We start from the raw sequence: 24,176 nt of genomic DNA on the forward strand, positions 1-24,176 counted from the left end.
ATTTGACTCCGTGACTTCGTGACTTCGTGACTTCTTGACTTCGTGACTTCGTGACTTCTTGACTCCGTCACTCCGTCACTTCCTCACGCAATCATCGCCAGAATCTCACCAAAGTTCATCGCATCCTTCGGCTCGCGGCTCTGGCTGAACTTCACCTTGCCCATCCCATCCGCCGACTGACCGATCACCACCGTTCCCCGGTGCGTCGTGTTCATGTCGGCCCATGAAAGGCCATACGCCTTGCACACCTGCCGGTGCTGATCCGACAGCAGCGTGTGCTTGTACCCCTCGGCCGCAGCCCACGCGCCCAGAACGAACGTCGAGTCGCACGAGACCCCGACCACCTGCGCCCCCTTCGCCGTCCACGTCGCCAACTCCTTCGACACGCAATGCATCTCCGTCCCGCACACGCCCGTGTAGGCAAACGGGAAGAAGCACAGCACCACATCCCCCTTCTTCACCGCGTCCGAAAGGCGCCACTCCGCCCGCGTCGGCGTCAGCAGCGTGAAGTCCGGGGCCGTCTCGCCCACACCGATCAGGCCCGCGCGGGGCGTCAGATTCTCACTCGCCATGTCGTGTTCCTCAGGAATCAACCTCCCGCTCGGGACTCGCCGCATCGACGGATGCCAAGTCCCGGTCGGAAGTAGGGGCTTATCCTAGAGCGTCGATCTCGGGTGGCCACGCCGGTGGAACCGGCTCACCCGACCAGACACACGCGCCGAGAGCGCAGCATCGAGCACGGAGGCGGAACACCCATGATCGATCTCGACCTTGTTGCCCTCGACGAGCGATACGCGGCCGTTCGCGAGCGAGTCGCCGCCGCCGCCGCCCGCTCCGGACGCCGCGCCGACGACATCATCCTCGTCGCCGTGACCAAGTTCGCCGAGCCGGACCAGATCCGACGCCTCATCGAACTCGGCCATCGTGACTTCGGCGAGAACCGCGTCCAGAACCTCCTCCAACGCGCCGCCATGGTCGAAGAGCACCTCGCCCGCCTCCGCGTGCTCCCCCAGACCCTCGGCCGCGTCAGCAGCAACGCTGGACGCTCCCTCATCGAACTCGACAAGGCCGCGCCCGCCATCGGCGCAGGCGGCAAAGAGCCCGTCCGCTGGCACATGATCGGCCACCTCCAACGCAACAAGGCCCGCAAGGCCTGCGAGGTCTCACGCCTCATCCACTCCGTCGATTCCCTCCGACTCGCCGAAGAACTCCAGACCATCGCCCTCCGCCGCGACAAGCCCCTCGACATCCTCGTCGAGGTCAACTGCTCCGGCGAGGCCAGCAAACACGGCTGCCCCGTCCCCGCCGCAGGACCCCTCGCCGAACAGATCGACACCATGATCAACGTCCGCGTCCGCGGCCTTATGACCATGGCCGCACCCGATGTCCCGGAATCAGAGATCCGCGCTACCTTCGCCCGCTGTCACGAACTCTTCGACGAGATCCGCCGCTCCGGCATCAGCGAAGGATCATTCAACCTGCTCTCAATGGGCATGTCCGGCGACTACGAGATCGCCATCGAAGAGGGAGCCAACATCGTCAGGGTCGGCAGCGCGATCTTCGGCGAACACCCGGCCGACACCGATGCCGACGAAGACGATGCCCCCGCCGACGACCTTGATTGATGCCGGTCCGCTCACGCCTTGGCCATGCGTCCGCTCATCGCCCGCGTCTGCGTCATATACGCCTGGAGCGATCGTCCAGGGCACGCCGTCGGACGAAGCTCTTGGTGCGTGTAGACGTTCCGCACCGAGAGCCGGTACTGACGCATCTGCACCGCAACGAACTGGTCCAGCGAGTTCAACGCCGCCGGCGTCGGCCGCTGGCTGTCGAAGTTCCCCATCACCATGATCCCGAGATTCCCCGGGTTCTCATCCTTCACGTGCGCGCCCTGGAGATTGATCGGCCGTCCCTGCCACACACGCCCCGAGGGATCGATGATGTAGTGGTACCCGATGTCCGCCCACCCGCGCTGCACGTGCGAGTTCCTGATCGATTCCAACCGCCTCGCCGCGTCCGCCTTGTTCACCGAATAGAACGGCGTCATCCCGTCATGGTGGATCGTGATCCGACCGATCCGCCCCATCGGATCCGCAAGAGCCGCGATCGGCGTCGCACGTGTCCACTCCGACCTCGCCTGAACGCCCTGAGGCAACCCCGTCGGCGCGGGCTGTGTCGGGGGCGGCGTGGCCCGCGGCTGGCTCGCACGCCGCGATGACTCCGACGGCCAAGACGGTCCGGGCAGCCCGGTCGCCTTCTGACCCGATCCCTCGCAACCCGCGAGCAGAACCGCCGCGCTCGTCGCAAGACCCACCCGCAGGAACTGACGTCTGGCTACTTGATCCATGGGCACTTCTTATCGTCCAACCGGACCCGCACGCCCCAACTCCGGAGACGGTCCGCGACCTCGAAGTCCACGCTCCGCATGGACAGCCCTCTCGCGAATCATATTAGCGGGCGTGTCAAGCCCCGACCTCGCCCAAAGTCCTCACCCCCAACCACTGAACATCCACGCAGACCGTACTACGCTAGGGTTCTGTTGCATCCAGAGGAACGCCACGATGTTGCCGATCATCCTTCTCAACACCATGCTCGGGCTCTTCCAAGAGGCCGCTCCGGATCCATCCACACCCGTCCCGCCTTCGCCGGACGCATCCCAGCCCTCCGTTGCCGCATCGCCCGATCTGGTGTCGGGTGAGGCCGAGTCGCTCGTTGAAACGCTCAAAGCACTCAAGTGGCCCGAGACCGCCGAAGAGTGGGAGTCCGTCCTCCTGCTCGTCTCCTTTCGCGTGCTCCTCCCGTTGATCGGCGTGCTGCTCGTCTTCGTCCTGGGCCTCTTCGCTGCCAAGCAGATCCGCAAGGCAACCGAGCGAGCCCTCACCCGGGCCAGGATCGAGATCACCCTCGCCCGCTTCCTCTCGAAGGTCGCCTCATGGACCTTCATCGGCCTGGTCATCCTGACCATCCTCAGCACCGTCGGTGTGAACGTCACCAGTCTGGCCGCGCTCCTCGGCGCCACCGGCCTCGCCGTCGGCCTCGCCCTCCAGGGCGCGCTCACCAACCTCTCCGCGGGCGTGATGCTCCTCATCTTCCGACCCTACCGGCTCGGCGATGTCGTCCGCCTCGACGGCGAACTCGGCACCGTCGCCGACATCGAGCTCTTCACCACACGCATCGACACCTTCGACAACCGCCGCATCATCCTCCCCAACAGCAAGATCTACGGCAACAAGATCGAGAACCTCACCCGCAACCCGCAGAGACGCGTCGAGATCCCCGTCGGCGTCTCCTACAAGGCCGACTTCGAGCAGACCCGCCGGGCCCTCGAATCCGCAGCCGCCAACGTCCCCGGCATCCTCCCGACCCCAACACCCGTCGTCATCGCCACGGCCTTCGGCGACTCCTCGGTCAACTGGGAAGTGCGGGTCTGGTGCGCCCCTCCAGACGTCGTCAAGGTCCGCAGCGATGCCATCGGTTGCATCAAGAAGTCCCTCGCCGACCACGGCATCGAGATCCCCTTCCCTCAGCGCGACCTCCACCTCGACGGTGCGGTCAGCGTCTCGATTCTCGACCGCCATTGAACCGGTGCCTCACCCGCGCCGCCACCGGTTCCACACCCCCAGCGACAGCAGCCCGAACAGCCGCTGCGCGTGATCCCGCGCGCCAGACTCGTGCTCGTCGATCATCCGCCGCACGCACGCACGATCGATCTCAACACCGATCCCGTCAAACGCATCCCCGGCATCCAGCGTCGCACGCAGCAACTCCCTCAGACCCGCCTCCTCCTTGAACCACCGCCCGATCGGGATCGAGAACCCCGACTTCGGCCCATCGACCACCTGCGCCGGCAGCACACCCCTCGCCGCCTCACGCAGCATCCCTTTCCGCTTCCCCCCAGCCATCAGCGTGCCGAGCGGCGTCGCCATCGCGCGGTACACCAGATCCCGATCCAGCATCGGTGCCCGCACCTCCAGCGCCACCCGCATCGACGCCGTGTCAACCTTCCTCAACAGATCCCCCGGCAGATACGTCTCAAAGTCCCGCTTGTGGGGCTTGCTCGGCACCTCGAACACCACATCGCTCCCTCCGTTCGGGCACAACCGCCTCATCGCCGCGCTCGGGAAGATCGCCACCAGATCCGCGTACCCGGCACCCGCAGACGCCTCGCACAGCCGCGCCATCCTCCCGCCGAACGATCGCGGATCCTTCCGCGGCCACGGCACCGCGCCCAGCACCCGCCCCACGGGACGCAACGCCCCCAGCCACCGCGCCGCACGGTGCCGCTCGTATCCCGCGAACAGCTCATCCCCTCCGTCGCCCGAGAGCACAACCCGCACCCGCTCGCGCACCGCGCCGCTCAGCCAGTACGTAGGCAGGATCGAACTGTCGCCGAACGGCAGACCCAGCCACTCGACCAACGCCACCACATCCGCCGCGCCCTTCGGGTCCGCATCCAGCGTTGTGTGCTCCGTGCCCAGGTGCGCCGCGGTCGCCGCCGCCAGCGCAGACTCATCGCAAGACGGGTCCGGCATCCGCATCGTGAACGTCCGCAGCCGCTCACCCCGCTTCGACAGCACCCGCTGCGCCGCCGCTGCCACTAGCCCCGAATCCACACCACCGGAAAGAAAGCACCCGAGCGGTACATCCGCCTCAAGCCGCTCCTCAACCGCACGCTCGATCAGCGACCACGCCGAGTTCGCATCCAGCGGCAGCGAGCGGCTCGTTTCAACGTCAAAACTGATCCTCCTTCGCCCGGACCTCCCCTGCGCATCGAACCACGCGATCTGTCCCGGCTTCAACTCCCGGATCCCCACCCACGGCGTTCCCTCTCCCCAGCCAAACGCAATCCACCGACGCATCAGGTCGGGATCGATCTCGATCGCACGCGCCGCCTCGTGCCGCATCCGCTCGCTCAGCCCCCGCTGGTCCGCCTCCTTCAGCATCGTGCGGACAAGCCCGAAGAGAGCCGCAGCCGAACTGGCAAACGCCACGATCGACTCGCGAGGCCCGTCGCCCTCGCCCTCATCCGGGCGGACGCGGATCTCCGTGAAATACAGCGGCTTCTCACCCGCCACATCCCGCATCAGCACGAGCGACCGCTCGCGACCATCCCAGATCCCCGCCGCGTACATCCCCTCCAGATGCTCGTGCAGCCCGCGCCCCCATTCGCGATGCCCGTGCAGCACCGTCTCCGTATCGCTGTGATCGCTCCTGAACTCGTGCCCGAGGTCCGACAGCCGTCGCCGCAGGTCCCTGTGGTTGTAGATGCACCCGTTGAACGTGACGGCGACCTCGCCATCTTCCGCGTTCCGCGCCGGCGCCACCATCGGCTGGGCTCCGCCGCCGATGTCGATGATCGCCATCCGCCGGTGGACGAGCGCGACGTGGGCGATCAAGCCGTTCTCCGTCGCCGACCGTGTCCGCCACCGCCCGGAAGCGTCCGGGCCGCGTGCCGCGATGGCCCGGTCCATGACGTCCAGCCACGGCTCGGGTATCGCCACCTCGGGCGATACCTCCGGAGCCAGTCTCAAGATGCCCGCGATGCCGCACATGGTGGGGCAGCGTACCGTGCCGCTTGCACGCTGTCTCGGCGCGTGCCAAACTATCCGACGCCGCCGGACCGACGCGCCGCGCGCACGAGACTGAGGACCAGGAGCCGCCAGATGCCCGATCGATACGTGCCCACGCCCAAGGACAAGTTCACCTTCGGCCTCTGGACCGTCGGCAACACAGGCCGTGACCCCTTCGGGCTTCCCACGCGTCCGGCCCTCTCGCCGGCCCAGATCGTCGATCTGCTCGGCGAGGTGGGGGGGGTGTGCGCCGTCAACTTCCACGACAACGACCTCATCCCCATCGACGCGACCGAGGCCGAAGCGTCCCAGATCAAGTCCGACTTCACCAAGGCGCTCAAGCGGACGAAGCTCCGCGTTGCGATGGCGACAACCAACCTCTTCTCGGATCCCGCCTTCCGAGACGGCGCGTTCACCAGCAACGACGCCGAGGTCCGGGCATACGCCCTCCAGAAGACGATGCGGGCCATGGATCTCGGGGCCGAGTTCGGCGCGCAGGTCTATGTCTTCTGGGGCGGACGCGAGGGAACCGAGACCGACGGCGCGAAGGATCCTGTCGAGGCCGAGGGAAGGTTCAGGCAGGCGATCGACTTCCTCTGTGCCTACTCCATCGACCGCGGCTACGGCTACAAGTTCGCCCTCGAGGCCAAGCCCAACGAGCCGCGGGCCCACATCTTCTTCCCCACCACCGGCCACTACCTCGCGTTCATCTCCACGCTCAAGCACGGCGAGATGGTCGGGGTCAATCCCGAGGTCGCTCACGAGCACATGGCGGGGCTCAACTTCTCTCACGCGGTCGCGCAGGCGCTCGGTGCGGGCAAGCTCTTCCATATCGATCTCAACGATCAGGAGTTCGGGCGATTCGACCAGGACTTCCGCTTCGGCTCCGCCAACCCGAAGGCCGCGTTCTTCCTCGTGAAGCTGCTGGAGGAAGCGAAGTACCAGGGCTTCAAGCACTTCGACGCCCACGCGTACCGCACGTCGGACCGAGCGGATGTCATCGAGTTCGCACGGGGGTGCATGCGCACCTATCTCATCCTGAAGGACAAAGCCCGGAAGTGGAGCGAGGACGCGACGATCAAGGCCCTCCTCAAGCAGATCAACCGGGCCGGGAAGGATCTCGACGCCCTCTCCGCCAAGTACTCCCGAGCACACGCCGAAACGCTGCTCGCCATGCGGTTCGATCGCAACGCCCTCGCCGAACGCCCGCTCCCCTACGAGAGACTCGACCAGCGCACCATGGAGATCCTGATGGGTCTCTGAGCGAAGGCGTCTTGAACGCGAAGGCCGCGAAGATCGCGAAGGCGAAGAGAACGCAGATCGCAGTCCCGCCTGGGTGGGGCGCGGAGAGCGCAGAGTGACGCAGAGGGGAAGGCCGGGTGGCATGGGAGTAGGCAAAAGGGAGCCCCGGGCGCCGGTCGCGCAATGTGTGTGTGTGGGGGGGGGGCGACAAGCGACACCCCCGGTCAAGTGCCGCGTGCTCCCCTCAAACGCCACTCGTTCCCGTTGAATGCCTCAACTCGAATGCCGCAAAAGGGAGCCCCGGGCGCGAGAGCTTTTTGCGTCATCGCTTCATTGCCTGTGTGTGTCGATCAAGGATGATGATGGCTTGGATCCATCGACGGACCCGCTCGATGCCGCGCACGTGCGGCGGGATAAGCCCCACATGGTGGGTCATTTCCAGGCGTGCAAACACACGCTCGATCACGCGCCGGAGTGACAGCAGGCCCCTGCCGAAGCCCGTCATGCTCTGCTCCAGCATGTCGATGGCTCGACGGCGGTCCGGATGCGTTCCGGACCGCCGCACGCCGCGACCCACGCGGCAGTCCTTCCGCGGAACCACCAGTTGTCCGCCCTTGCACGCGCAGAGTTCATAGAGCTTCACGCTGTCGTAGTTCGAGTCGGCCAGCACATACCCGTTCAACTCCATGTCTCGCATCATCCGCTTGGCCATCACTGCTTCATGGCAGTGCATGGGCGTGAGACGCCAGGAGACGATCGAGCCCGCGAGATCGCAGATCGCATGGAGCTTGTAGCCGCGCAGTCCCCATGCGCCGAAGGTCGCGGTCCGGTCTCCGGAGTGCGAGGCGACGCGCAGGGCCTTGCCGTCAAGAGCCAGCACCAACGCTCCCGATGCAGAGACCAGATTCTCCGCCTCCGCCGCGGCAAGTAACGCCTGGACGCTGGTGGTTCTCAGCCGCCGGCTCATCCTGCTTGGCGAGGGCAATCGACCACGCCGCCACAACGGCCATGCATCGCGTCGGCACGCCCAGGAGGTGGGTCGTCGGTGCAAGACGGCCCAGAGAAAGGTCAGCACGATGTCCGCATCGGTGAAGGTGAAGCGACCGCCACGCGGGCTCCGATCCAGCTTCCGCACGCTCGCCGCCAACACCCTCCAACTCGCGTTGTCCATGCTCGGTCTCCTGTCTGGCAGCTCCACCAGTGGGACCGAGCATGGCATGAGCCATCAGATCGCGCAAGTCTCCACAATGGAAACACTTGGAACACATGGCGCAAAATGCTCGCGAGCCCGGGGTGCTTCGTCCCCGCACGGTTGCACGCGCGTGCTTCGATGCGTTCAGCATCGCACCCACCGCGACCCTCCAGAGGCACGCAGTGCCGACAGAATCCAGCCCAGCCCGTGAAGGCTGGGTTCAAGTCCGCCGCGCCGCGGCTTCCTCAGTGGAGGGTCCCCAACGGAGACCCGAATCTCTCCCCGCACCGCTCAACACTCACGCACAACACCAACACACTCTGTCGCCCCTACAGGGCTCATCACCACATCACCGCACACCCGGGGCGACACTCGCCGCTCCGCGGCTGCGCTTGCCCCGGGCTCTTCCTGGACCGCCCCCTTGGGGCTTCCAATCAAAATCCCGCACACCCGCCCGCCCCCTCCCTCTGTCTGCCATCTGGCCATTTGCGATCTGCTATTTCCCCCCTTGACTCCACCTCACTGACAGACTGTTGTCAGTAACACCGCGCGCAGTCACGCCCTCTGCGCGCCCAAACACCCACACTCCGAGATTTCTTCGCAACACGCTCTTGCATCGCGCTCGCCGCGCTGTATCGTCGTCGCATGGTCGCACACGCTGCGGCAACTCTTGATGACTCCTCTCTTGGTGGCACCGCTCTCCAGAGCGGTGGCTCTGCACCTCCTCGTGCCACTCGCCCGATGGCGAGTGCTCCACCTCCCTCTGCCCCTTCTGCTTCCTCCTCTTCATCGTCCCCTCCGCGGCACTCCGCGGCTCTCCGCGTTGAGTCCTCCTCTTCCGACGACTCCCTCATCCCCGCCCACCTCCACAGCCCGATCCTCTCCGCGCTCTGCCACCCCGGCTCATCGCTCTGTTCCGTCGCGCGCGACTTCCGCATCGCCGTCGACATCCTCGCCATGTGGCTCACCGAACCCGACACGCGCGAAAAGATGCTCGCCATCGAGAAAGGCGGCTGCGCCCACACGCGCATGGCCGCCTCCGTCTCTCTCGCCTCCACCGTCGGCGTCCTGCAAACCATCATCGACGACTACACCCAGGCCCGCGCCCACGCCCGCCAACTCCGCGCCCAGCACGAACACCTCGCGCCCGGCGCGTCCCGATACGACCCGCTCCCACCCTCGCATCTCAACGCGCACCCCGCTCGCTCGTTCCTCCCCGGTGAAGCGATCTTGGGCGACACATCACTGCAAGCCCAACGCCTCGAACTCCGCCGAGCCGAGGGCGCACGCCGCGCCTGCCACCACCTCTACCGCCTCTCCCGCATCCTCCCCATCGACGACTCCATCCTCGCCCTCGCACACGCACACTCTGTTCGGGTGCCACACGTTGCTCGGGTGCCACAGGATGTCGGGGTGCCACAGATTGCTGGGGTGCCACTGGTTCCCGCCGAGCCCAGCGAGGCGGAACCAGTGCTCCAGCCACAGGTTGTTCCGGTGCCACAGGATGTTCGGGTGCCACTGGATGCTGGGGTGCCACTGGTTCCCGCCGAGCCCAGCGAGGCGGAACCATTGCTCCGGCCACACGTTGCTCGGGTGCCACAGGTTGTTCGGGTGCCACTGGTTCCCGCCGAGCCCAGCGAGGCGGAACCAGTGCTCCAGCCACAGGTTGTTCCGGTGCCACTGGATGTTCGGGTGCCACTGGTTCCCGCCGAGCCCAGCGAGACGGAACCAGTGCTCCAGGCCGAGGCATCCGACTCGAACCGAGCCGCGAGCGTCAGCGAGCGGACCTCTTCTCCTAGTGGCACCGCCGTGGGGGGCCAGAGCGGTTATTCTGCCTCTTCTTACTCTTCTCCTTCTTCCTCCGACTCTCCACTCCCAAGCCAGCCGGTTCATCCGGCTGGCGCTCTCCCCAACCTCCCCATCGCGGCCGGCCTCAAGCCGGACGCGAACTCCCCATCGGCCCTCAAGGACGATGCGGCCTCTGCCATGCCACCCGAGCAACCCACAACTTCAGATCCCCCCTCTGCCCCACCCCCATCCCCACCTGCTCCAGTCCCGCGACCACACCACGCGGCATGATCGCGCTCGCCAACCGAGCCGCCATCCGAACTTCGAATCAGGGTGTACCGGCGAGTCAGGGTGTACCGGATCCTACCGGCCGGTCGTGCTGCGCGGCTGCTTCATCGGTATTCGCGGGCTTCGGCGCATCATCGGCGGTTGTGACCGGCGTGTCGGACGCGGCGGCAAACTCGTGTGGATCGCTCTTGAATCTGCCGGTTCGCAGACCCCACATCGTGTGAACGATGCGGGTCACGACGATCGCGCTGACAAAGCCGAAGACGAAGGCCCAGTTCGCCTTGATCCCCTGGTACTGGAGGAGGTACATCAGGCCGCCGGCGACCATGTAGTACAGGGGCGAGAGAATGGCTCGCTCGAACTGGACGAGCGACGCATCTTTGAAGAACGCGCGCTTGCTCTTGCGCACGCGAGGGCGGCGAGAGGCGGGGCGCCAGTGGTTCGCGAGCCAGTGGAGGCCGTAATAGATGACGACATCCGCGACAACGTCGATTCCCGCCGCGGCGAGGGTGATCAGGAACTTGCGTTCCGGCCCGATCCACTCGCTGACCAGAAGGACGGGGTACTTGGAGATAGCGATCGCGAGGAGCCCGGCGGCAACCACGTTGAAATTGATATTGAAGAGCCGGCTTTGCTGGTAGAGTTTGAAGAGTCTGCCGGTCATGGCGGATCATCCGGTTTCCATCGGGCACGTCGCATCGGACCCGGCTCGTCAAGATCCACTGACGCTCTTGCGTCCGACGGAGTGGTAGGTGAATCCGGCCTGCGCCATCACAGAGGGCCGGTACAGGTTACGTCCGTCGAAGACAGCCCGGGACCGCATGAGCGACCGAAGCCGCTGGAAATCCGGGCTTTTGAACTCGTCCCAGTCCGTGGAGACCACGAGGGCGTCCGCCCCCGTCGCGGCGTCATACATGTCGTCAACGATCGACAGGGCCGGACCGTACCCAGTGCCGAGATCGGCCCGGGCGTTGGCGTTCGCGACCGGATCGAAGGCCCGAACGATCGCGCCCGCCGCAAGGGCCTTGCGCATGAGTGTGAGCGCGGGTGCCTCGCGGATGTCGTCGGTCTGGGGCTTGAAGGCGATCCCCCAGAACGCGATGGTCTTCCCCTTCAGGCCCCCTTGCTCGAAGTGGCGTTCGATCTTCGAGAAGAAGCGGTCGCGCTGACGCTGGTTGACCTCGTGAACGGCCTTGGAGAGCGGGGTGGGCACGCCCGACTTGTCGCCCATCATGATGCACGCGAGCGTGTCCTTTGGAAAGCAGGAGCCGCCGTACCCGAGCCCCGGATACAGGAAGGCCGAGCCGATGCGCTTGTCCGCGCACATGCCCTCTCGCACGCGTCCGATGTCCGCGCCGTACGCCTCGCACAACGCGGCCATCTCGTTGATGAACGAGATCTTCGTGGCGAGGAAGTTGTTCGAGGCGTACTTGACCATCTCCGAGGAGAGGATGTCCATGATGTAGATGGGGTGGCCGTTGCGAACGAAGGGGTCGTAGATGGCGCGGAAGAACTCACCGGCCTCGGGGTCTTCGACGCCGCACACCACGCGATCGGGCTTGATGAAGTCGTTGATCGCGGCGCCTTCCTTGAGGAACTCGGGGTTGTTGGCGATGTGGAACCTCACGCCGGGCGCGCCCGAGGCGATCCTGTCGCGGACCGCGAGCGAGGTGCCGACGGGCACGGTGCTCTTGACGACGATGGTCTTTGCGGGGGTGCCCGCAGGGAGCGTTCTCAGGACTGCGGCGATGTCGTCCGCCGCGGCATGGATGTAGCGGAGGTCCGTGTGGCCGTTGTCGTCGCTGGGTGTGCCGACACAGATGAAGATGGCATCGGCATCTCGGTAGGCCTCGACCTTTTCTGTGGTGAAGCGGAGGCGGCCCGCGGCGATATTCTTCTCCATGAGTTCGGTGAGCCCCGGCTCATAGATGGGGCACTCGCCGCGCCGGAGTTTCTCGATCTTTCGCTCGTCGATGTCGAGGCATGTGACGGCGTTTCCCGTGTTGGAGAAACAGACTCCCGTGACGAGCCCGACATAACCGGTTCCGACCATCGTCAGACGCATTGCGCACCTCATCCATGACGTATCCGCCGACGGTCTGGCCGACGGGTCTGACTATAGCCGCGCGACAAAGTGCCGCGTCCTCCGTACACTCCCCGCCCATGCCAGGACCCAAGAAGCCCGAGCCGAGCCGTTCCAGGATGTCCCGTGCTGCCCGTGCGGATCGCCACGATCTGTACCAGAGGGCGGTGCAGGACGTTGTCTCCGAGATCGACTTTGTCGAGGGGGAGTTCAAGCGGATCCGCAGGCGTCGCGCCTCGGTGATCCGGGAGGATTTCTGCGGGACGGCGAACACCTCTTGCGAGTGGGTGCGTCGGGGGCCTTCGCACCGGGCGATCGGCGTCGATCTCGACCAGCCGACGCTCGACTGGGGCATCGAGCACAACCTGTCGAAGCTGCGCCCGGCGCAGCGTGAGCGGGTCACGCTGCTGAATCGCAACGTGCTGTCACCCGGGCGCGAGGGGAGCGGGGTCGATGCCGTGCTGGCGATGAACTTCTCGTACTGGATCTTCAAGACCCGACCGCTGATGCGCAGGTACTTTGAGAGCGTTCGCAAGTCGCTGGCGACCGACGGGCTCTTCTTCATGGATTTTTACGGTGGGCCCGACAGCGTGAAGATCATGCGGGAGCGGAGGCCGTGCCGCGGCTTCACTTATGTCTGGGACCAGTCTCGTTACGACGCCTTGACCGGGGACTACACGTGCCACATCCACTTTGCGTTCCCGGATGGGTCGCGGATGCGGAACGCGTTCACGTACGAGTGGCGTCTGTGGAGCTTGGTGGAGATCCGGGAGTTGCTTGCGGAGGCGGGGTTCGGGCGATCGACGGTCTATCTCGAAGGTGATGACGGGAAGGGGGGCGGTGACGGGAAGTTCGTGCCTGCATCGGTGGGCGAGAACTGCCTGGCTTGGCTGGCTTACATCGTGGCGGAGCCGTGATCGGGAGGGTGCGGGGGGAGGGGCGTGGAGGCGTTTGCTGCGCTATGATTTCAGGAAGTATTGAAACCGCCAATCCTCTCTGACGGACCGAAAGACCCACTATGCGAGGCGTGCTCGAACTCTCACCGGAACTGGAAGGCGTGCAGACGGCCGTCGCTTCGGCGCTCGGGCGTGTCGAACGCCGGTTCGCGGAGCAGTTGCGTTCTGATCTGCCGGTGGTGAACGAGTTGTGCGGGCACGTCGAGCGGTATCGGGGGAAGATGCTGCGGCCCGTGCTGGTCCTGCTTGCTGGGTTGGCGGCGCATCCCGAGGGATCGTCGAGCGAGCCGGGGGAGATCCTGGGGGATGAGCACATCACGATGGCGGCGGTGTGCGAGATGGTGCACATGGCCACGCTGGTTCACGATGATGTGCTGGATGAGGCGGACGTGAGGCGTCGGGGGAGGACGCTGAACACGCTGAGGGGGAATGAGGCGGCGGTGATGCTGGGCGATTATCTGATCGCGTCGGCGTATCACCTCTGCTCGCAGATGCGGTCGCAGGACCACGCGCTGGCGATCGCGGGTGTGAGCCGGGTGCTGTGCGCGGGGGAGTTGCTGCAGATCGATCATCGCGAGGACTGGTCGCTGGATGAGGCGACGTACTTCGAGATTCTGGAGCGGAAGACGGCGTCGCTGATCGCGGTGGCGTGCGAGCGGGGGGCGTTGATATCGGGCGCGGATGCGAGAGTCGCGGGCGCGCTCGGGGCGTATGGCCGCCGGCTCGGCGTCGCGTTCCAGATACAGGACGACCTGCTCGACCTGACGGGTGAGGAGGGCTCGGTCGGGAAGTCGGTGGGGAAGGACATCGAGAAGGGGAAGCTGACGCTGCCGCTGATCCTGCATCTTGCGGGTGCGGAGGCGTCGGAGCGTGCGGCGTGCATCAGACTGATCGAGGGGGCATCGAGTGCGGGGGGCGGCAAGGAGCGGGCGATCCTCGCGGATCGGCTGCTCGCGTCGGGCGCGTTGGCGCGTGCGCACCATATCGCGCTCGATCGTGTCGCGGATGCGAGGGCGTCTCTGGATGCGATCGCGCCGTCGCCTGCGCGGAGCGTGCTGGAGCGGATGGCAGATGCCGCGGTGAGGCGGACGCTCTGAGGCATTCAGGGGATGGTTGCGAGTGCGGCGCGGAGCCCGCCGAGGAACATTTCGACCGAGATGGCGACGAGCAGCATGCCCATCAGTCGCTCGATGGCGATGAGCGTGCGTTTGCCGATCCGTGCGGCGATGCGCATGCCGATGACGAGGGTGAGTGCTGCGGCGAGCCAGGCGATGCCGACGGAGCCGAGGCGTTCGGCGGTTGAGCCGGTGCCGCCCGTTCCCAGGAGGATGACCATCGCGATGGCCGATGGTCCTGCGAGCATGGGGGTTGCGAGGGGGACGATGAGCGGCTCGCCCGAGCCCTCTGTCTCGAAGCTGAGTTTGATGGAGGGGAAGATCATCGGCAGGGCGATGAGGAAGAGGATGATTGCGCCGGCGAGCGTGAGGGCGGGCTCTGAGATGTGGAGGGTGCCCAGGATGTGCCGACCCGCGAAGAAGAAGAGGAGCAGGATCGCAAGGGCGATCAGCAACTCACGGACGAGGATGCGTGTCCTTCGCTCGGGCGCGACGCCCTTGAGGATCCCGACAAAGACCGGGATCAGACCGAAGGGGTCGATGATGAAGAAGAGCACGACGGCATTCGAGAGCACGCTCGGCGGCATGGGGCGATGGTACCACGGCAAGAGCGCTGCGGGTTCAGTACATGTCGCTCATCCAGGGTGTTGAGCGTGCGAAGACGCTGTCTGCGAGCGAGAGGGCGGCGTCGTCGCCGTCGGCGAGGCCGAGGAGGCGGGCCTGGTGAGCGGTGTTGAAGCCGCTGAAGAGGGTTGCGATGGCGCGGGCGGAGAGGCGGAGCGTGCTGCTTGATTCGGCGGTGGAGTGGTCTCGCGCGGCGGAGGCGCGTCCGTCGGCGATGCGGATGAGCCAGCGTCCCGAGTTCTCCGGGATGGTTTCGTCGTTGAGTTCGAGGCGGAGTTCGGTGTTGATCGCGGGCGAGTAGGCGCGGGACTCGACGGCGCGTTTGAAGTCGAGGACGCGGATGAGCCAGTCGTCTTTGAGTTCGACCTTATGGCGTTGCTGGCGGAGGAGTTGGAGGGCGGGGTGGGTGGGGCCGCCGCAGAATGTGAGGTTCTCGCCCATCATGGAGAAGTCGTGGAGGAGTTCCCAGAGTCGGCGACCCGCGGCTTCGTCGGTGAAGACAAAGTCTGAGAGGGCGACGCTGAAGCGTCCGAGCGGGTTCGATCGCTGCTGGCTCATGAACAGGTAGCCACGGAGGGAGCCGGCGGCGTCGCGGACGCCGAAGCCGGTGTATGTGTCTTCGCGGTGCTTGCGGATGCGTGCCCAGATGTATGGGCCGCGGTCGAGGGTTCCTTCGTACATGCGTGCGAAGTTCTGGTAGCACGCGCGGATGTCGGGATCGTCCGAGTCCTGCAGGGCGACGATGCGGAGTTCTCCGGGGAGTGTGGAAACGGCGCTGGGCGGCCCGCCGGCGTCGATGCGAACGAGAGGGACGGTGTATTGGAAGCGGTGTCCGGCGTGCTCGAAGCCGAACTTGCGGTAGAGGCGATGGGTCGAGGCGTAGAGGCCAGCCAGAGCCCAGCCCTCTTCGAACGCCGAGCGGACAAGGTTGTGCATGAGGAACGCGGCGTGCCCGCGGCCTCGTTCCTCTGGAGCGACAGCGACGCCCGCGATGCCGAGGAGGGGCACGCTGGGACCTCCGAAGTAAGCGCCCATCGGGATGCGGAGGAGGGAGGCGACTGTGCGGCCTTCGTCCTGCACGACTCGGAGGTTCTCGACCCCTGCGTTGGTGAGCCAATCGCGTGCGCCTTCCTGGGTGCCGCCGAAGGCGAGGGCGACCATGCGGCAGACGGCATCGGTGTCCCGCGTTGGATCGAATGTCTCGTAGGTGCGGGGCATCGTGAGGGACTCCGGAGGCGAAGGGGTCGGATGCGGGCGTGAGATCAGACTCTGAGAAATCCTAGATGCAAGGAGGCATGGTTCATGTGCATGCGCGTCCACTGGTCTTTGGTGAGCGGGCCGAAGATTGGATTGGGTCCCGGCTGCTCGGTCTTGAAGCGAGCGATGGCCTTGCGGAGACGTGCGGCACCTTCCGGAACGGACATCTCGGCGACTCCGTAGGTGCCTTCGGGCGCGCCGTGGATGCGAAAGCCCGGCTTCATGCGGGGTTGTTTCAGCATGGGGCGCTTCATCAATCGGCCGATGATGCGTACGAACCACGGCGGGTTCATGGGGTAGCCGTCGAAGGCGTAGTCGATCCATGCGGCGATGTGACCGAGTATTCTGCCGGCGGACCAGTTGCCGCAGGTCTGGAGTGTGCCGGCGCGATCGGCGGCTTCGACAGCGGCGATCTCTCGTTCGAGGTCATCCCATGAGCCGAGCGACAGTTCGCGGCACGGAACCCGCGTCCTCGTGCCGGGATTGTCGGTGCGTGTTGAGGTCATATGAGAATCGTACAGCGCATGGGGTTACGGGGTGGCAACCGAAGGGAGTTGATGCGGGGAGCGTCAGAAGAGGAAGCGGACTCCGATGGTCATGCCCCAGTCCATCTCGGGGCGGTCGTTGACATCTTCGAGGATGGGGATGCGGGCGCCGATCTCGCCCGCCCAGGTGCGTGCCTCGTAGAGAAGGCCGGGGGAGAGGAGGATCTCGTTGTCGCCGCTGGTCTCGTAGAGGCCGTTGAGTTCGAGAACGGCGTAGAGAGCCGCGCTGCTGGTTGCTGTCCATGCGCCGGGGGCGAGGCGGTAGAGGTAGGAGGCGTTGTACCAGAGGGCATCGTGCGGGCCATCGCCGCCGAGGTTGTGCTCGTCGTCGCCACCGGTGTTGAACTTGAATCGTGCGGCGGCGTTGAGCCCGTGTCTGCCTCTGATTGTGGTTGCGGCGATTCCGACGATGGGATCGACGGAGCCGGAGGTGAAGTTGCCGTCGCCGCTGGGGATCTCTGCGCCGGCGAGGAGGGCGATGCGGAGCGTGTCGAGCGTTCCGGAGTCGGACTTGTAGATGCGATACTTGAAGAGGATCTCGGGATCGGCGAGGCCGAAGTCGGAGTCGGAGTCACCGGAGGCGGTGTGTTCGGTTCGTTTCTCGACGGGGATGGTCGCGAAAAGGGCGAGGTCTCTGGTGAGTCCCGCGATGATGCTGGTTTCCAGTCGGAGTTGGTTGGTGCGGTCCGTGTGATCCGCGGTGTCGTTGTCGTGCGGCGAGCGTCCGTAGCGGGTGTAGCGTGCGCGTTCGTAGAGATAGATCACACCCGGGGAGGGTTGTGTCGCGGAGTCCATGTTGAGGGCTTCCTGGGCGGGCGCGGCCGGTGCGAAGAGTGCGGAGAGCGCGGCGCAGAGCAGGAAGACGATCGGAGAGGGGCGCAGAACGCACCGAGGAGGGCGCAGAGAGTTGCTGACGCTCCGAGTCGGCGAGGTCGGTCTCATGTGCTTGCTCCCTCTCAGTGGTGTGAGATCCTGACGAGCGTGAAGCCCGCCTGGTCGATCGCGCGTGCGAGTGAGGATGGGGAGGGGCGCGGATCCTTGAGTTGGAGTTCGATCTCGCCCTTCTCGAAGTCGATGCGGATGTCCTGCACGCCTCTGAGTGAGGCGAGTTGCTTGTCCACGTTGGTGGCGCAGAGGGGGCAGGAGAGCCCGTTCACGGCGAGCGTCACCTTGTCGGCGGTGATCGGCGTCTTGCTCGCGAGGTACTCGCGGTCCCTGTCTGAAGCTGCGTGGACCACGCTCTCGCCGGGTTCGCGTTCGGTTGCGGGCGTCGTGTTCGAGGTGTCGGTCGAGGTTGATTGCGTGGTCGCGCATCCGAGGAGGAGTGAGCCGATGGCTGAGACCACGATGGTTCCGATGATGAGACGCAGAGCGAGTGAGGGATGCATGGGGGAACTCCATTCTGCGCACGGCGACGAGATGCGTGATGCCGGCGCATTGCGGGTTTGATGAGGGGCCGAGGCGCGGCGCGAGATCGCCTGCGATCGGCTTGTGCTGTGCACGAGTGCGGTGATGAGCAAATCCAGCGGCACGGGCATCCGTTGGGCGGATGTCTTCGTGCGGACGTGATCGATCGGTCTGGCGCGGATGGCGCGAGATTCGATCGTTCGCGGCGCGTGCGTGTGGATCTGCTGGGAGTTGGGTTCGGGCGCGGGTTCGGGCGCGCTGCGGGGGCCCAGAAGCCAGTGGCTACGTTCGCCAGATGCAGAGGGCGGCCTGTGCGTTCGAGCCGAGGGTTGCGTGTGTGGGGCGGAGGGAGAGGGAGGTGGCAACCGGCCGGGTAGACGTATCGAGCCAGCCGATGGTCATTTCGGTCGTGGGTTCGATCGCGAGGACGACCGGGCGTGGGGTGTTGTGAGGTGGTGCCGCGGGATCTTGCGATGGGGTCGGAGCGTCCGGCACGGGCGCGATGCAGGGGCATGCATCAGGGGGGCAGCAGAAGCAGGCGTCCTCGGGTGAGCCGGATGGGCTGCAGATCGCTGAGTTGGAGCCGAAGGGTGAGGCGGACTGGGCGTATGTCGAGAGTGGCATGCCGCCCGGCATGAGGGCTCGGATGAAGAGGATTGCCGCGAGGGCCCAGTGCATGCGGAAGAGGACTCCTAAGCGTGGCCGATGGGTGGCCACGCGTGGATCGCTTGATACATGGATTGTACCAGATATCGAAGGGAGTTGTTGCTGGGGCGTCTGGTGGGGTCGTGATGATGGCCTGGTGTGTTGCGTGCGCGTGTGTCGCTTCAGCCGGCGAGTCGTTCGGAGAACCTGCGGAGCGGGGGGACGATGAGGAGGGCTGTCGGGAGGGCGACGAGGAAGCCGATGGAGGCGCTTCGGAGCCAGGCGCGGAAGAACCCGGGATCGAGACCCCGGTTGAGCAGAGTCATGGCCAGAGACATGACCGAGCACATGGCGAGGCACATGAGCACGATGAAGATGATGTTGGCGCGGTTTCGCTTGGGCATGGGCTCGTCTTGGGTGTGCGATGATGCTGTGCGTCCGGATTATCGGCTGGGACTCGCGGCTGGGGGGGTGTGCGGGGAGTCGGCCGGGCGGGATCGGTGTTGTTCGAATCGTGGGGCGGCCGGGGGGGCATCGGGATCGACGACCATCTGCCAGATCCAGTCGAGGAGGCGGATGCCCCAGAGTCGAGTGATGCAGGGTGTGGCGATGAGGTAGCCGAGTGCCGCGCCGACGATGACGTCGGTGGGGTAGTGCGCTCCGAAGAGGACGCGGGCGATGGCGACGAGCGCGGCGAGGATCCACGCGAGCGTGCGAAGTGGTGGGTACAGAGCGGCGAGCCAGACGCTCATGACAACGGCGTAGACGACATGGGAGGAGGGCATGGACCAGAGTGCGGCGTTGGTGTCGGACCAGAACTCCCATGCGTGGCGGACGCCGACCTCCGGGGAGAATGGGTGGGCTCCGAAGGGTCCGAGGAAGTCGAGGTGGGTGTAGGTTTCGAGCATGCTCTCGCGGGGGCGCGGGCGTCCGGTGAGCATCTTGAGGGGGAGTGTGGCGGCGGCGGCGAGCATGAGTGCGAGCGCGTAGTCGAGGAGGCGCCTGGCGTTGTGTTTGTCGAGGAGGAAGACGAGGGCGGCCGTGAGGATGATCATGCCACCCTGGCCGTATTCGCCGAACCAGCCGAGGACTCTGCGGAAATCGCCTCCGATTGCGGCGTCTCGGGAGGCGCGAGCGATGATGCCGTCGAAGGGGAGGAGGCAGGATGTGGCGAGGGCGGTGATGATGAGGGGGCGAGCCCATGCGCGGGTGTGGGGAAGTCCCGACCAGGCCCAAAGGGGCGAGATGATTCGCGAGACGGGCGCAAGCATGCGGTGTGCGGCACGCACCGGGGGCGCGAGACCCCGGTTATAGTCGCGGAGCATGCGTGATCGATCGATCGGCATCGACGGTCGTTCCGGGCGGATTGCCTGGGCGTCGTCGCTGCGCGCCGGGCTCTCGCTGGTGCTGTTGTGCCTTGTATGTTATCTCCCCGGGTTGTTCAGCATCCCCACGATTGATCGTGATGAGACGCGGTTTGCGCAGGCCTCTCGCCAGATGGTTGAGTCGGTGCTGCTGCCACAGGATGAGCGGGATCCGGTGTTGCATGCCGGGGGGATCGTGGTGCCGCTGGTGGGTGGGAAGGCGCGGATCAACAAGCCGCCGCTGGTGTATTACGTGCAGGGTTTGAGCGTTGCGGTGTTCACGGGGGGTGAGCCGCGGCGTGATGCGATCTGGATGTATCGCGTGCCGGGGGTGGTGTGCGCGGTGCTCTCGGTGCTGCTGACGTGGCGTCTGGGGCTGCGGCTGTTTGATGCGAGGGCGGCGGTTCTGGGGGCGGCGTTGCTTGCGGTGTGCCCGCTGATGGTGGTGGATGCGCACATGGCGAGGGCGGATCAGTTGCTGCTTGTGACGGTGCTTGCGACGCAGACGCTGCTTTGGAAGGCGTGGCGGACGATCGGTGCGAGGGGTGCGCTGCCTTTGCGTGATGGGATTCTGCTGTGGGCGGCGATCGCGATCGGGATCATGGCGAAGGGACCGATCACGCCGATGGTGTGTGTGCTGACGGCGGCGGGGTTGGCGTTTGCGACGGGGAGGTGGTCGCTGTTGTGGAGGTTGCGGCCGGTCACCGGGGTGGTTGTGATTGGGGTGATCTGCGGGCCGTGGGTGTATGCGGTGGGATCGTCGGTGGGGTGGGAGACGTATCTGTCGACGATCGTCGATGAGACGCTGGGGCGGGCGGGTGAGGCGAAGGAGGGGCACTTCGGGCCACCGGGATATCACACTGTGCTGTCGGCGGTGTTGCTGTGGCCGGGTTCGTTGTTGACGCTTGCGGCGGTCGGGCGGGCGTGGCGGCGCGGGGGATTGTGGAGGCGGGCGGCGCGGCGCGGGCTGGGCGCGAGGCCAGCGGAGCGGTTTCTGCTGGCGTGGATCGTGCCGAGTTGGGTGGTGTTTGAGCTGGTGCTGACGAAGTTGCCTCATTACACGATGCCGATGTATCCCGCGCTTGCGTTGCTGAGCGCGCGGGCGTTGCTCGTCGCGGGTTCATTGCCGGGGATTCGTTCGATCGGCATGAGGTTCGGCGTTCGGCTGTGGGGCGTGATCGGGATGATCCTCGGTTTGGGCGCGGCGGCTGTGGTGGCGCGGGATCTGGCGGGATTGCCGTGGTACTTCGGGATTGTGTATGTGCCGTGTGCGATGGCGGCGGCGACGCTGTTTCGTACGCTTGCGATGCGAAGGTTCGGGGTGGATCATCTCGGGTTGCTCGGGTCGGGGATGAGAGTGGCGGTTGTGCTGAGCGTTGTGTTGTTCCAGTTCTCGCTGCCCCAGGCGAGATCGCTCTGGAACACCGAGCGGATCATGGTCGAGGTCGGGAGGATTGATCCTTCGGGCACGAGGCGGCTGGCGGCGGCGGGGTATCACGAGGACAGTCTGGTCTTCGCGACTCGGGGGCGGATCGAGCGGATCGGGGTGGAGCAGGTGGAGGCGTGGCTGGACTCGAGGCCGGACGGGCTGGCGATCGTTCCCACGGCGTCGGTCTCGTCGATGCAGGGTGTGCGGGTGTTGACCGATGGATGGAGAGAGCCGGGGTACAACTACTCGAATGGTCGGCGTGTTGATCTCTCGATCGTGGAGCGCGTGAGGGGTGTGCCGTGAGCGGGAGTGAAGGGATGTGTGAGCCGGCGCTTCCGAGCGGGTTTGTGGTGGTGGACAAGCCGCTGGGGATGCGGTCGACGCAGGTGGTGCGATGGGTGCAGACGCGGGTGCGTGCGGGGCTTGATCCGAGGATTGATGCGAAGGCGTCGAAGCGGATGAAGGTGGGGCATGGTGGGACGCTGGATCCGCTGGCGACGGGTGTGATGGTGGTGATGGTGGGGAAGGCGACGAAGCTGTGTGAGCGGGTGATGGGTCAGCGGAAGGGGTATCTCGCGGAGGTGGATCTTTCGAGGTGGTCGGTGACGGACGATCACGAGAGCGAGGCGCGGATCGTTGAGAACGCGCGTGTGCCGCGGATTGCGGAGGTCGAGCGCACGCTTCAGCGATATGTCGGGGTGATTGAGCAGTTACCACCGGCGCACTCGGCGATGCGTGTGGATGGTCAGCGTGCGTATGACATCGCGCGTCGGGGTGAGGATCCGGGGTTGAAGGCGCGTGCTGTGACGATGTATTCGATCGTGGTTGTTGCGTACGAGTTTCCGTTGCTGAGTCTGGATATCGCGTGCGGTCGAGGGACGTACATCCGGTCGCTGGCGCGTGACATCGGGCGGGAGCTTTCGGGCGGCGGGATGCTGCACTCGTTGCGACGGACGCGGGTTGGGGCGTTCACGCTGGAGCGGGCATTGACGGTGCCGGATGGGCCGAGTGTGATCGGGCCTGAGGCGTTGCTGCCGCTCGGGATTGTGGATGATCCGGCGTGAATCAAGGGAGCTCGCGGGCGAGTGCGTCGGCGAGTGCGTTGTTGTTGGTGGACCAGCGGATGATGGTGGCTGTGAGGTGGAGTTCGAGGTTGGCGGGAGTTTCTGCGCGGAGGGTGCATGGGATGGCGAGCTCAAGTTCGCCGGGGAGGTCTGTCTGGCGGGCGCGGAGTGAGCGGGGAGGGGCTCCGGGGGATTCGAGCGTGAGCAAGGTGATGGCGTGCTCGGCGAGGGTGCCGGCGATCTCGGCGCAGCAGGTGGGGAGGCGAGATGGGTCGAGCTGGTGAGTGCCTGAACGCATCAGGCGGGATCCTCGGATCGCGCGGCGGAGGACATGCTTCGGAGCGAGGTGTCGCCGGAGGTTGCGGTGGAGAGTTCATCGCGTCCGGCGTTGGCGTGCTCTGGGAACCAGAGTTCGCCCCAGTCCTGGCCGTCGCTGGCCTGACGCATGAGAAGGTAGAGGATTGTTGAGCCGGAGGCGTATGTCGCGAGGACGCACGCGGCGGCGATGAGCCAGACGCATGAGAGCCATGTGCTGATGATGGTTGAGGCGAATTTTCGTGTTGGGCCTTCGGGGATCGCGTCGCTTGCGAGGATGTGTGAGGGGTTCGGGGCGAGCCACGCGGAGGTTGCGGAGCGGGCGAGAGCATCGGTTGCGCCGGCGAGTGCGTAGGCGACGAGGGATGTCGCGAGGAGGATGAGCCCGAGGATGAGCGTGTAGACGATGAGCCGCCCGGGTCGGGCGAGCACGTAGGCGTAGACACGCTGGAGAGCGTCGATGGCGTCGCTGCCTTCGCAGGCGAAGGCGGGCACGAGCATGGGGTGTCCGAGCAGGAGGCCGAGGGTGAGGATGGCGGCGAGAAGGGCGAGTGGGACGATGAGAAGGAAGACGATGGATCCGACGATGTCGAGTCCCGGGATGTAGAAGAAGGCGGCACCGAAGATGGCGAGGAGGAGTGCGATGAGCCCGATCAGGATCGGAGCACCGAACGCCGCGCCGAGTGTGGAGGGCCACCTTTTGAGTGTGAAGGTGAGGCCCTCGGTCCAGGACATGGTGACGCCCGCGCTGAATTCTGTGGCGGTCATGCGCGAGATGGTGCAGATGCCGATCGAGAGGATCGCGAGTATCGGCACGCCCTGGAAGATCAGGGCGAGCGGGTGGGTGTGGAGGAGGTTCGATGCCCGTGAGATGATGTCGGCGAGCGGGCCGGCACGGCCTGCGGTGAGATCCTGGGAGGGTGTGCCGAGCGTCGCTGCGAGGGTGATGAAGAAGTTCGGTGAGTCGCTCCACCATGTGTTGGCGAAGCCGATGAGGCCGACGATCGCGAGCGTGAAGAGGGCGATTCCTATGTGACCGGGTTGCAACGCCAGGGGCGAGGCGCGGAAGAGCTTGGGCCAGAGGAGATCGTCGAGGAGATCGGGGAGGGTGAGCCGCGATTCCTTGACGGTGATGATCCGAGTGGCAGATTCCTTGGGCGATGGCTCGGACATTGGGATCTCCGTTTCCGGGCGCGCGGATGGGGGCTCGTTGGGTGCAAGTCTACCGGCCATTCGCCGAATGAGTCGTTTCGGTATGATCGTGCACTGGGAATGCCCCGGTTGTGAAGGAG

Annotated in this window: 24 protein-coding genes; 8 read left to right on the forward strand and 16 right to left on the reverse strand. The window is 65.8% G+C overall.

Annotated features, from left to right (window positions below; genetic code table 11):
• Nucleotides 1–83: 83 nt before the first annotated feature.
• Nucleotides 84–572 carry a redoxin domain-containing protein gene (locus KF838_02895; GenBank protein ID QYK48804.1) on the reverse strand — a complete coding sequence of 163 codons (489 nt, stop codon included), beginning with the start codon at nucleotides 570–572 and terminating at the stop codon, nucleotides 84–86.
• A gap of 183 nt (nucleotides 573–755) precedes the next feature.
• On the opposite strand from KF838_02895, the gene KF838_02900 reads away from it, so the two are divergent.
• Nucleotides 756–1,625 (forward strand): YggS family pyridoxal phosphate-dependent enzyme, encoded by an 870-nt coding sequence (locus KF838_02900; protein ID QYK48805.1) that lies wholly within the window; start codon nucleotides 756–758, stop codon nucleotides 1,623–1,625.
• Between the two features lie 11 nt (nucleotides 1,626–1,636).
• On the opposite strand, the gene KF838_02905 is transcribed toward KF838_02900, so the two are convergent.
• On the reverse strand, nucleotides 1,637–2,347 hold the full coding sequence (locus KF838_02905) for an N-acetylmuramoyl-L-alanine amidase (GenBank protein QYK49808.1): 711 nt from the start codon (nucleotides 2,345–2,347) through the stop codon (nucleotides 1,637–1,639).
• 214 nt (nucleotides 2,348–2,561) lie between these two features.
• Between KF838_02905 and KF838_02910 the strand changes: the two genes are divergently transcribed.
• Nucleotides 2,562–3,581, forward strand: coding sequence for a mechanosensitive ion channel family protein (locus KF838_02910; GenBank protein ID QYK48806.1), 1,020 nt, complete (start codon nucleotides 2,562–2,564; stop codon nucleotides 3,579–3,581).
• A gap of 9 nt (nucleotides 3,582–3,590) precedes the next feature.
• On the opposite strand, the gene asnB is transcribed toward KF838_02910, so the two are convergent.
• Nucleotides 3,591–5,552, reverse strand: a complete 1,962-nt coding sequence (asnB, locus tag KF838_02915) for an asparagine synthase (glutamine-hydrolyzing) (protein QYK48807.1) — start codon at nucleotides 5,550–5,552, stop codon at nucleotides 3,591–3,593.
• Nucleotides 5,553–5,663: 111 nt separating this feature from the next.
• On the opposite strand from asnB, the gene xylA reads away from it, so the two are divergent.
• Nucleotides 5,664–6,833, forward strand: a complete 1,170-nt coding sequence (gene xylA, locus KF838_02920) for a xylose isomerase (protein QYK48808.1) — start codon at nucleotides 5,664–5,666, stop codon at nucleotides 6,831–6,833.
• A 301-nt stretch (nucleotides 6,834–7,134) separates the two neighbouring features.
• On the opposite strand, the gene KF838_02925 is transcribed toward xylA, so the two are convergent.
• Complete coding sequence (locus tag KF838_02925; protein ID QYK48809.1) at nucleotides 7,135–7,983, reverse strand: transposase; 849 nt, start codon at nucleotides 7,981–7,983, stop codon at nucleotides 7,135–7,137.
• A 762-nt stretch (nucleotides 7,984–8,745) separates the two neighbouring features.
• On the opposite strand from KF838_02925, the gene KF838_02930 reads away from it, so the two are divergent.
• Complete coding sequence (locus KF838_02930; GenBank protein QYK48810.1) at nucleotides 8,746–10,083, forward strand: hypothetical protein; 1,338 nt, start codon at nucleotides 8,746–8,748, stop codon at nucleotides 10,081–10,083.
• Nucleotides 10,084–10,138: 55 nt separating this feature from the next.
• Here the strand turns inward: KF838_02930 and KF838_02935 are convergent, their stop codons facing one another.
• Nucleotides 10,139–10,744: a hypothetical protein gene (locus KF838_02935; protein ID QYK48811.1), complete on the reverse strand. Its 606-nt coding sequence runs from the start codon at nucleotides 10,742–10,744 to the stop codon at nucleotides 10,139–10,141.
• Nucleotides 10,745–10,792: 48 nt separating this feature from the next.
• Entirely contained in the window at nucleotides 10,793–12,145 is a 1,353-nt protein-coding gene (locus tag KF838_02940; GenBank protein QYK48812.1) for a UDP-glucose/GDP-mannose dehydrogenase family protein, read from the reverse strand.
• A gap of 98 nt (nucleotides 12,146–12,243) precedes the next feature.
• Between KF838_02940 and KF838_02945 the strand changes: the two genes are divergently transcribed.
• Together KF838_02945 and KF838_02950 are read left to right on the forward strand one after the other, a co-directional pair.
• Nucleotides 12,244–13,080 (forward strand): class I SAM-dependent methyltransferase, encoded by an 837-nt coding sequence (locus KF838_02945; protein ID QYK48813.1) that lies wholly within the window; start codon nucleotides 12,244–12,246, stop codon nucleotides 13,078–13,080.
• Between the two features lie 110 nt (nucleotides 13,081–13,190).
• Nucleotides 13,191–14,216, forward strand: a complete 1,026-nt coding sequence (locus KF838_02950) for a polyprenyl synthetase family protein (GenBank protein ID QYK48814.1) — start codon at nucleotides 13,191–13,193, stop codon at nucleotides 14,214–14,216.
• A gap of 5 nt (nucleotides 14,217–14,221) precedes the next feature.
• On the opposite strand, the gene KF838_02955 is transcribed toward KF838_02950, so the two are convergent.
• From KF838_02955 to KF838_02990, 8 genes are all read right to left on the reverse strand, one after another.
• Nucleotides 14,222–14,821: a MarC family protein gene (locus KF838_02955; GenBank protein QYK48815.1), complete on the reverse strand. Its 600-nt coding sequence runs from the start codon at nucleotides 14,819–14,821 to the stop codon at nucleotides 14,222–14,224.
• Nucleotides 14,822–14,855: 34 nt separating this feature from the next.
• Nucleotides 14,856–16,076, reverse strand: a complete 1,221-nt coding sequence (locus KF838_02960) for a GNAT family N-acetyltransferase (protein QYK48816.1) — start codon at nucleotides 16,074–16,076, stop codon at nucleotides 14,856–14,858.
• 44 nt (nucleotides 16,077–16,120) lie between these two features.
• Nucleotides 16,121–16,621, reverse strand: coding sequence for a DUF1569 domain-containing protein (locus KF838_02965; protein ID QYK48817.1), 501 nt, complete (start codon nucleotides 16,619–16,621; stop codon nucleotides 16,121–16,123).
• Nucleotides 16,622–16,684: 63 nt separating this feature from the next.
• Nucleotides 16,685–17,602 (reverse strand): transporter, encoded by a 918-nt coding sequence (locus tag KF838_02970; protein ID QYK48818.1) that lies wholly within the window; start codon nucleotides 17,600–17,602, stop codon nucleotides 16,685–16,687.
• 14 nt (nucleotides 17,603–17,616) lie between these two features.
• Nucleotides 17,617–18,048 carry a heavy-metal-associated domain-containing protein gene (locus tag KF838_02975; GenBank protein ID QYK48819.1) on the reverse strand — a complete coding sequence of 144 codons (432 nt, stop codon included), beginning with the start codon at nucleotides 18,046–18,048 and terminating at the stop codon, nucleotides 17,617–17,619.
• A gap of 301 nt (nucleotides 18,049–18,349) precedes the next feature.
• Nucleotides 18,350–18,745 (reverse strand): hypothetical protein, encoded by a 396-nt coding sequence (locus KF838_02980; protein ID QYK48820.1) that lies wholly within the window; start codon nucleotides 18,743–18,745, stop codon nucleotides 18,350–18,352.
• A gap of 149 nt (nucleotides 18,746–18,894) precedes the next feature.
• Nucleotides 18,895–19,116 carry a DUF2798 domain-containing protein gene (locus KF838_02985; GenBank protein QYK48821.1) on the reverse strand — a complete coding sequence of 74 codons (222 nt, stop codon included), beginning with the start codon at nucleotides 19,114–19,116 and terminating at the stop codon, nucleotides 18,895–18,897.
• Between the two features lie 39 nt (nucleotides 19,117–19,155).
• Complete coding sequence (locus KF838_02990; protein QYK48822.1) at nucleotides 19,156–20,058, reverse strand: phosphatase PAP2 family protein; 903 nt, start codon at nucleotides 20,056–20,058, stop codon at nucleotides 19,156–19,158.
• Between KF838_02990 and KF838_02995 the strand changes: the two genes are divergently transcribed.
• Both KF838_02995 and truB read left to right on the forward strand, forming a co-directional pair.
• Nucleotides 20,036–21,808, forward strand: a complete 1,773-nt coding sequence (locus KF838_02995; GenBank protein QYK48823.1) for a glycosyltransferase family 39 protein — start codon at nucleotides 20,036–20,038, stop codon at nucleotides 21,806–21,808. The two genes, KF838_02990 and KF838_02995, sit on opposite strands and share 23 nt — an antisense overlap.
• Nucleotides 21,809–21,822: 14 nt before the next feature.
• The gene (gene truB / locus KF838_03000) at nucleotides 21,823–22,569 is read left to right on the forward strand and encodes a tRNA pseudouridine(55) synthase TruB (protein ID QYK48824.1); all 747 of its coding nucleotides are present in this window, start codon (nucleotides 21,823–21,825) and stop codon (nucleotides 22,567–22,569) included.
• A 1-nt stretch (nucleotide 22,570) separates the two neighbouring features.
• On the opposite strand, the gene KF838_03005 is transcribed toward truB, so the two are convergent.
• Both KF838_03005 and KF838_03010 read right to left on the reverse strand, forming a co-directional pair.
• Nucleotides 22,571–22,867, reverse strand: coding sequence for a hypothetical protein (locus tag KF838_03005; GenBank protein QYK48825.1), 297 nt, complete (start codon nucleotides 22,865–22,867; stop codon nucleotides 22,571–22,573).
• Nucleotides 22,867–24,057 (reverse strand): hypothetical protein, encoded by a 1,191-nt coding sequence (locus KF838_03010; protein ID QYK48826.1) that lies wholly within the window; start codon nucleotides 24,055–24,057, stop codon nucleotides 22,867–22,869. Before KF838_03010 ends, KF838_03005 begins: the two co-directional genes overlap by 1 nt.
• Between the last annotated feature and the right edge of the window lie 119 nt (nucleotides 24,058–24,176).

The sequence above is a fragment of the Phycisphaeraceae bacterium genome (assembly GCA_019454185.1).
Taxonomy (GTDB): Bacteria; Planctomycetota; Phycisphaerae; order Phycisphaerales; family UBA1924; genus JAHBWV01.

Bases quoted from the DNA above. Each gene is read 5' to 3' on its own strand.
- KF838_02895 (QYK48804.1), bottom strand. From the start codon at position 572: ATGGCGAGTGAGAATCTGACGCCCCGCGCGGGCCTGATCGGTGTGGGC.
- KF838_02900 (QYK48805.1), top strand. From the start codon at position 756: ATGATCGATCTCGACCTTGTTGCCCTCGACGAGCGATACGCGGCCGTT.
- KF838_02905 (QYK49808.1), bottom strand. From the start codon at position 2,347: ATGGATCAAGTAGCCAGACGTCAGTTCCTGCGGGTGGGTCTTGCGACG.
- KF838_02910 (QYK48806.1), top strand. From the start codon at position 2,562: ATGTTGCCGATCATCCTTCTCAACACCATGCTCGGGCTCTTCCAAGAG.
- asnB (QYK48807.1), bottom strand. From the start codon at position 5,552: ATGTGCGGCATCGCGGGCATCTTGAGACTGGCTCCGGAGGTATCGCCC.
- xylA (QYK48808.1), top strand. From the start codon at position 5,664: ATGCCCGATCGATACGTGCCCACGCCCAAGGACAAGTTCACCTTCGGC.
- KF838_02925 (QYK48809.1), bottom strand. From the start codon at position 7,983: ATGGACAACGCGAGTTGGAGGGTGTTGGCGGCGAGCGTGCGGAAGCTG.
- KF838_02930 (QYK48810.1), top strand. From the start codon at position 8,746: ATGGCGAGTGCTCCACCTCCCTCTGCCCCTTCTGCTTCCTCCTCTTCA.
- KF838_02935 (QYK48811.1), bottom strand. From the start codon at position 10,744: ATGACCGGCAGACTCTTCAAACTCTACCAGCAAAGCCGGCTCTTCAAT.
- KF838_02940 (QYK48812.1), bottom strand. From the start codon at position 12,145: ATGCGTCTGACGATGGTCGGAACCGGTTATGTCGGGCTCGTCACGGGA.
- KF838_02945 (QYK48813.1), top strand. From the start codon at position 12,244: ATGCCAGGACCCAAGAAGCCCGAGCCGAGCCGTTCCAGGATGTCCCGT.
- KF838_02955 (QYK48815.1), bottom strand. From the start codon at position 14,821: ATGCCGCCGAGCGTGCTCTCGAATGCCGTCGTGCTCTTCTTCATCATC.
- KF838_02960 (QYK48816.1), bottom strand. From the start codon at position 16,076: ATGCCCCGCACCTACGAGACATTCGATCCAACGCGGGACACCGATGCC.
- KF838_02965 (QYK48817.1), bottom strand. From the start codon at position 16,621: ATGACCTCAACACGCACCGACAATCCCGGCACGAGGACGCGGGTTCCG.
- KF838_02970 (QYK48818.1), bottom strand. From the start codon at position 17,602: ATGAGACCGACCTCGCCGACTCGGAGCGTCAGCAACTCTCTGCGCCCT.
- KF838_02975 (QYK48819.1), bottom strand. From the start codon at position 18,048: ATGCATCCCTCACTCGCTCTGCGTCTCATCATCGGAACCATCGTGGTC.
- KF838_02980 (QYK48820.1), bottom strand. From the start codon at position 18,745: ATGCACTGGGCCCTCGCGGCAATCCTCTTCATCCGAGCCCTCATGCCG.
- KF838_02985 (QYK48821.1), bottom strand. From the start codon at position 19,116: ATGCCCAAGCGAAACCGCGCCAACATCATCTTCATCGTGCTCATGTGC.
- KF838_02995 (QYK48823.1), top strand. From the start codon at position 20,036: ATGCGTGATCGATCGATCGGCATCGACGGTCGTTCCGGGCGGATTGCC.
- KF838_02990 (QYK48822.1), bottom strand. From the start codon at position 20,058: ATGCCGATCGATCGATCACGCATGCTCCGCGACTATAACCGGGGTCTC.
- truB (QYK48824.1), top strand. From the start codon at position 21,823: ATGTGTGAGCCGGCGCTTCCGAGCGGGTTTGTGGTGGTGGACAAGCCG.
- KF838_03005 (QYK48825.1), bottom strand. From the start codon at position 22,867: ATGCGTTCAGGCACTCACCAGCTCGACCCATCTCGCCTCCCCACCTGC.
- KF838_03010 (QYK48826.1), bottom strand. From the start codon at position 24,057: ATGTCCGAGCCATCGCCCAAGGAATCTGCCACTCGGATCATCACCGTC.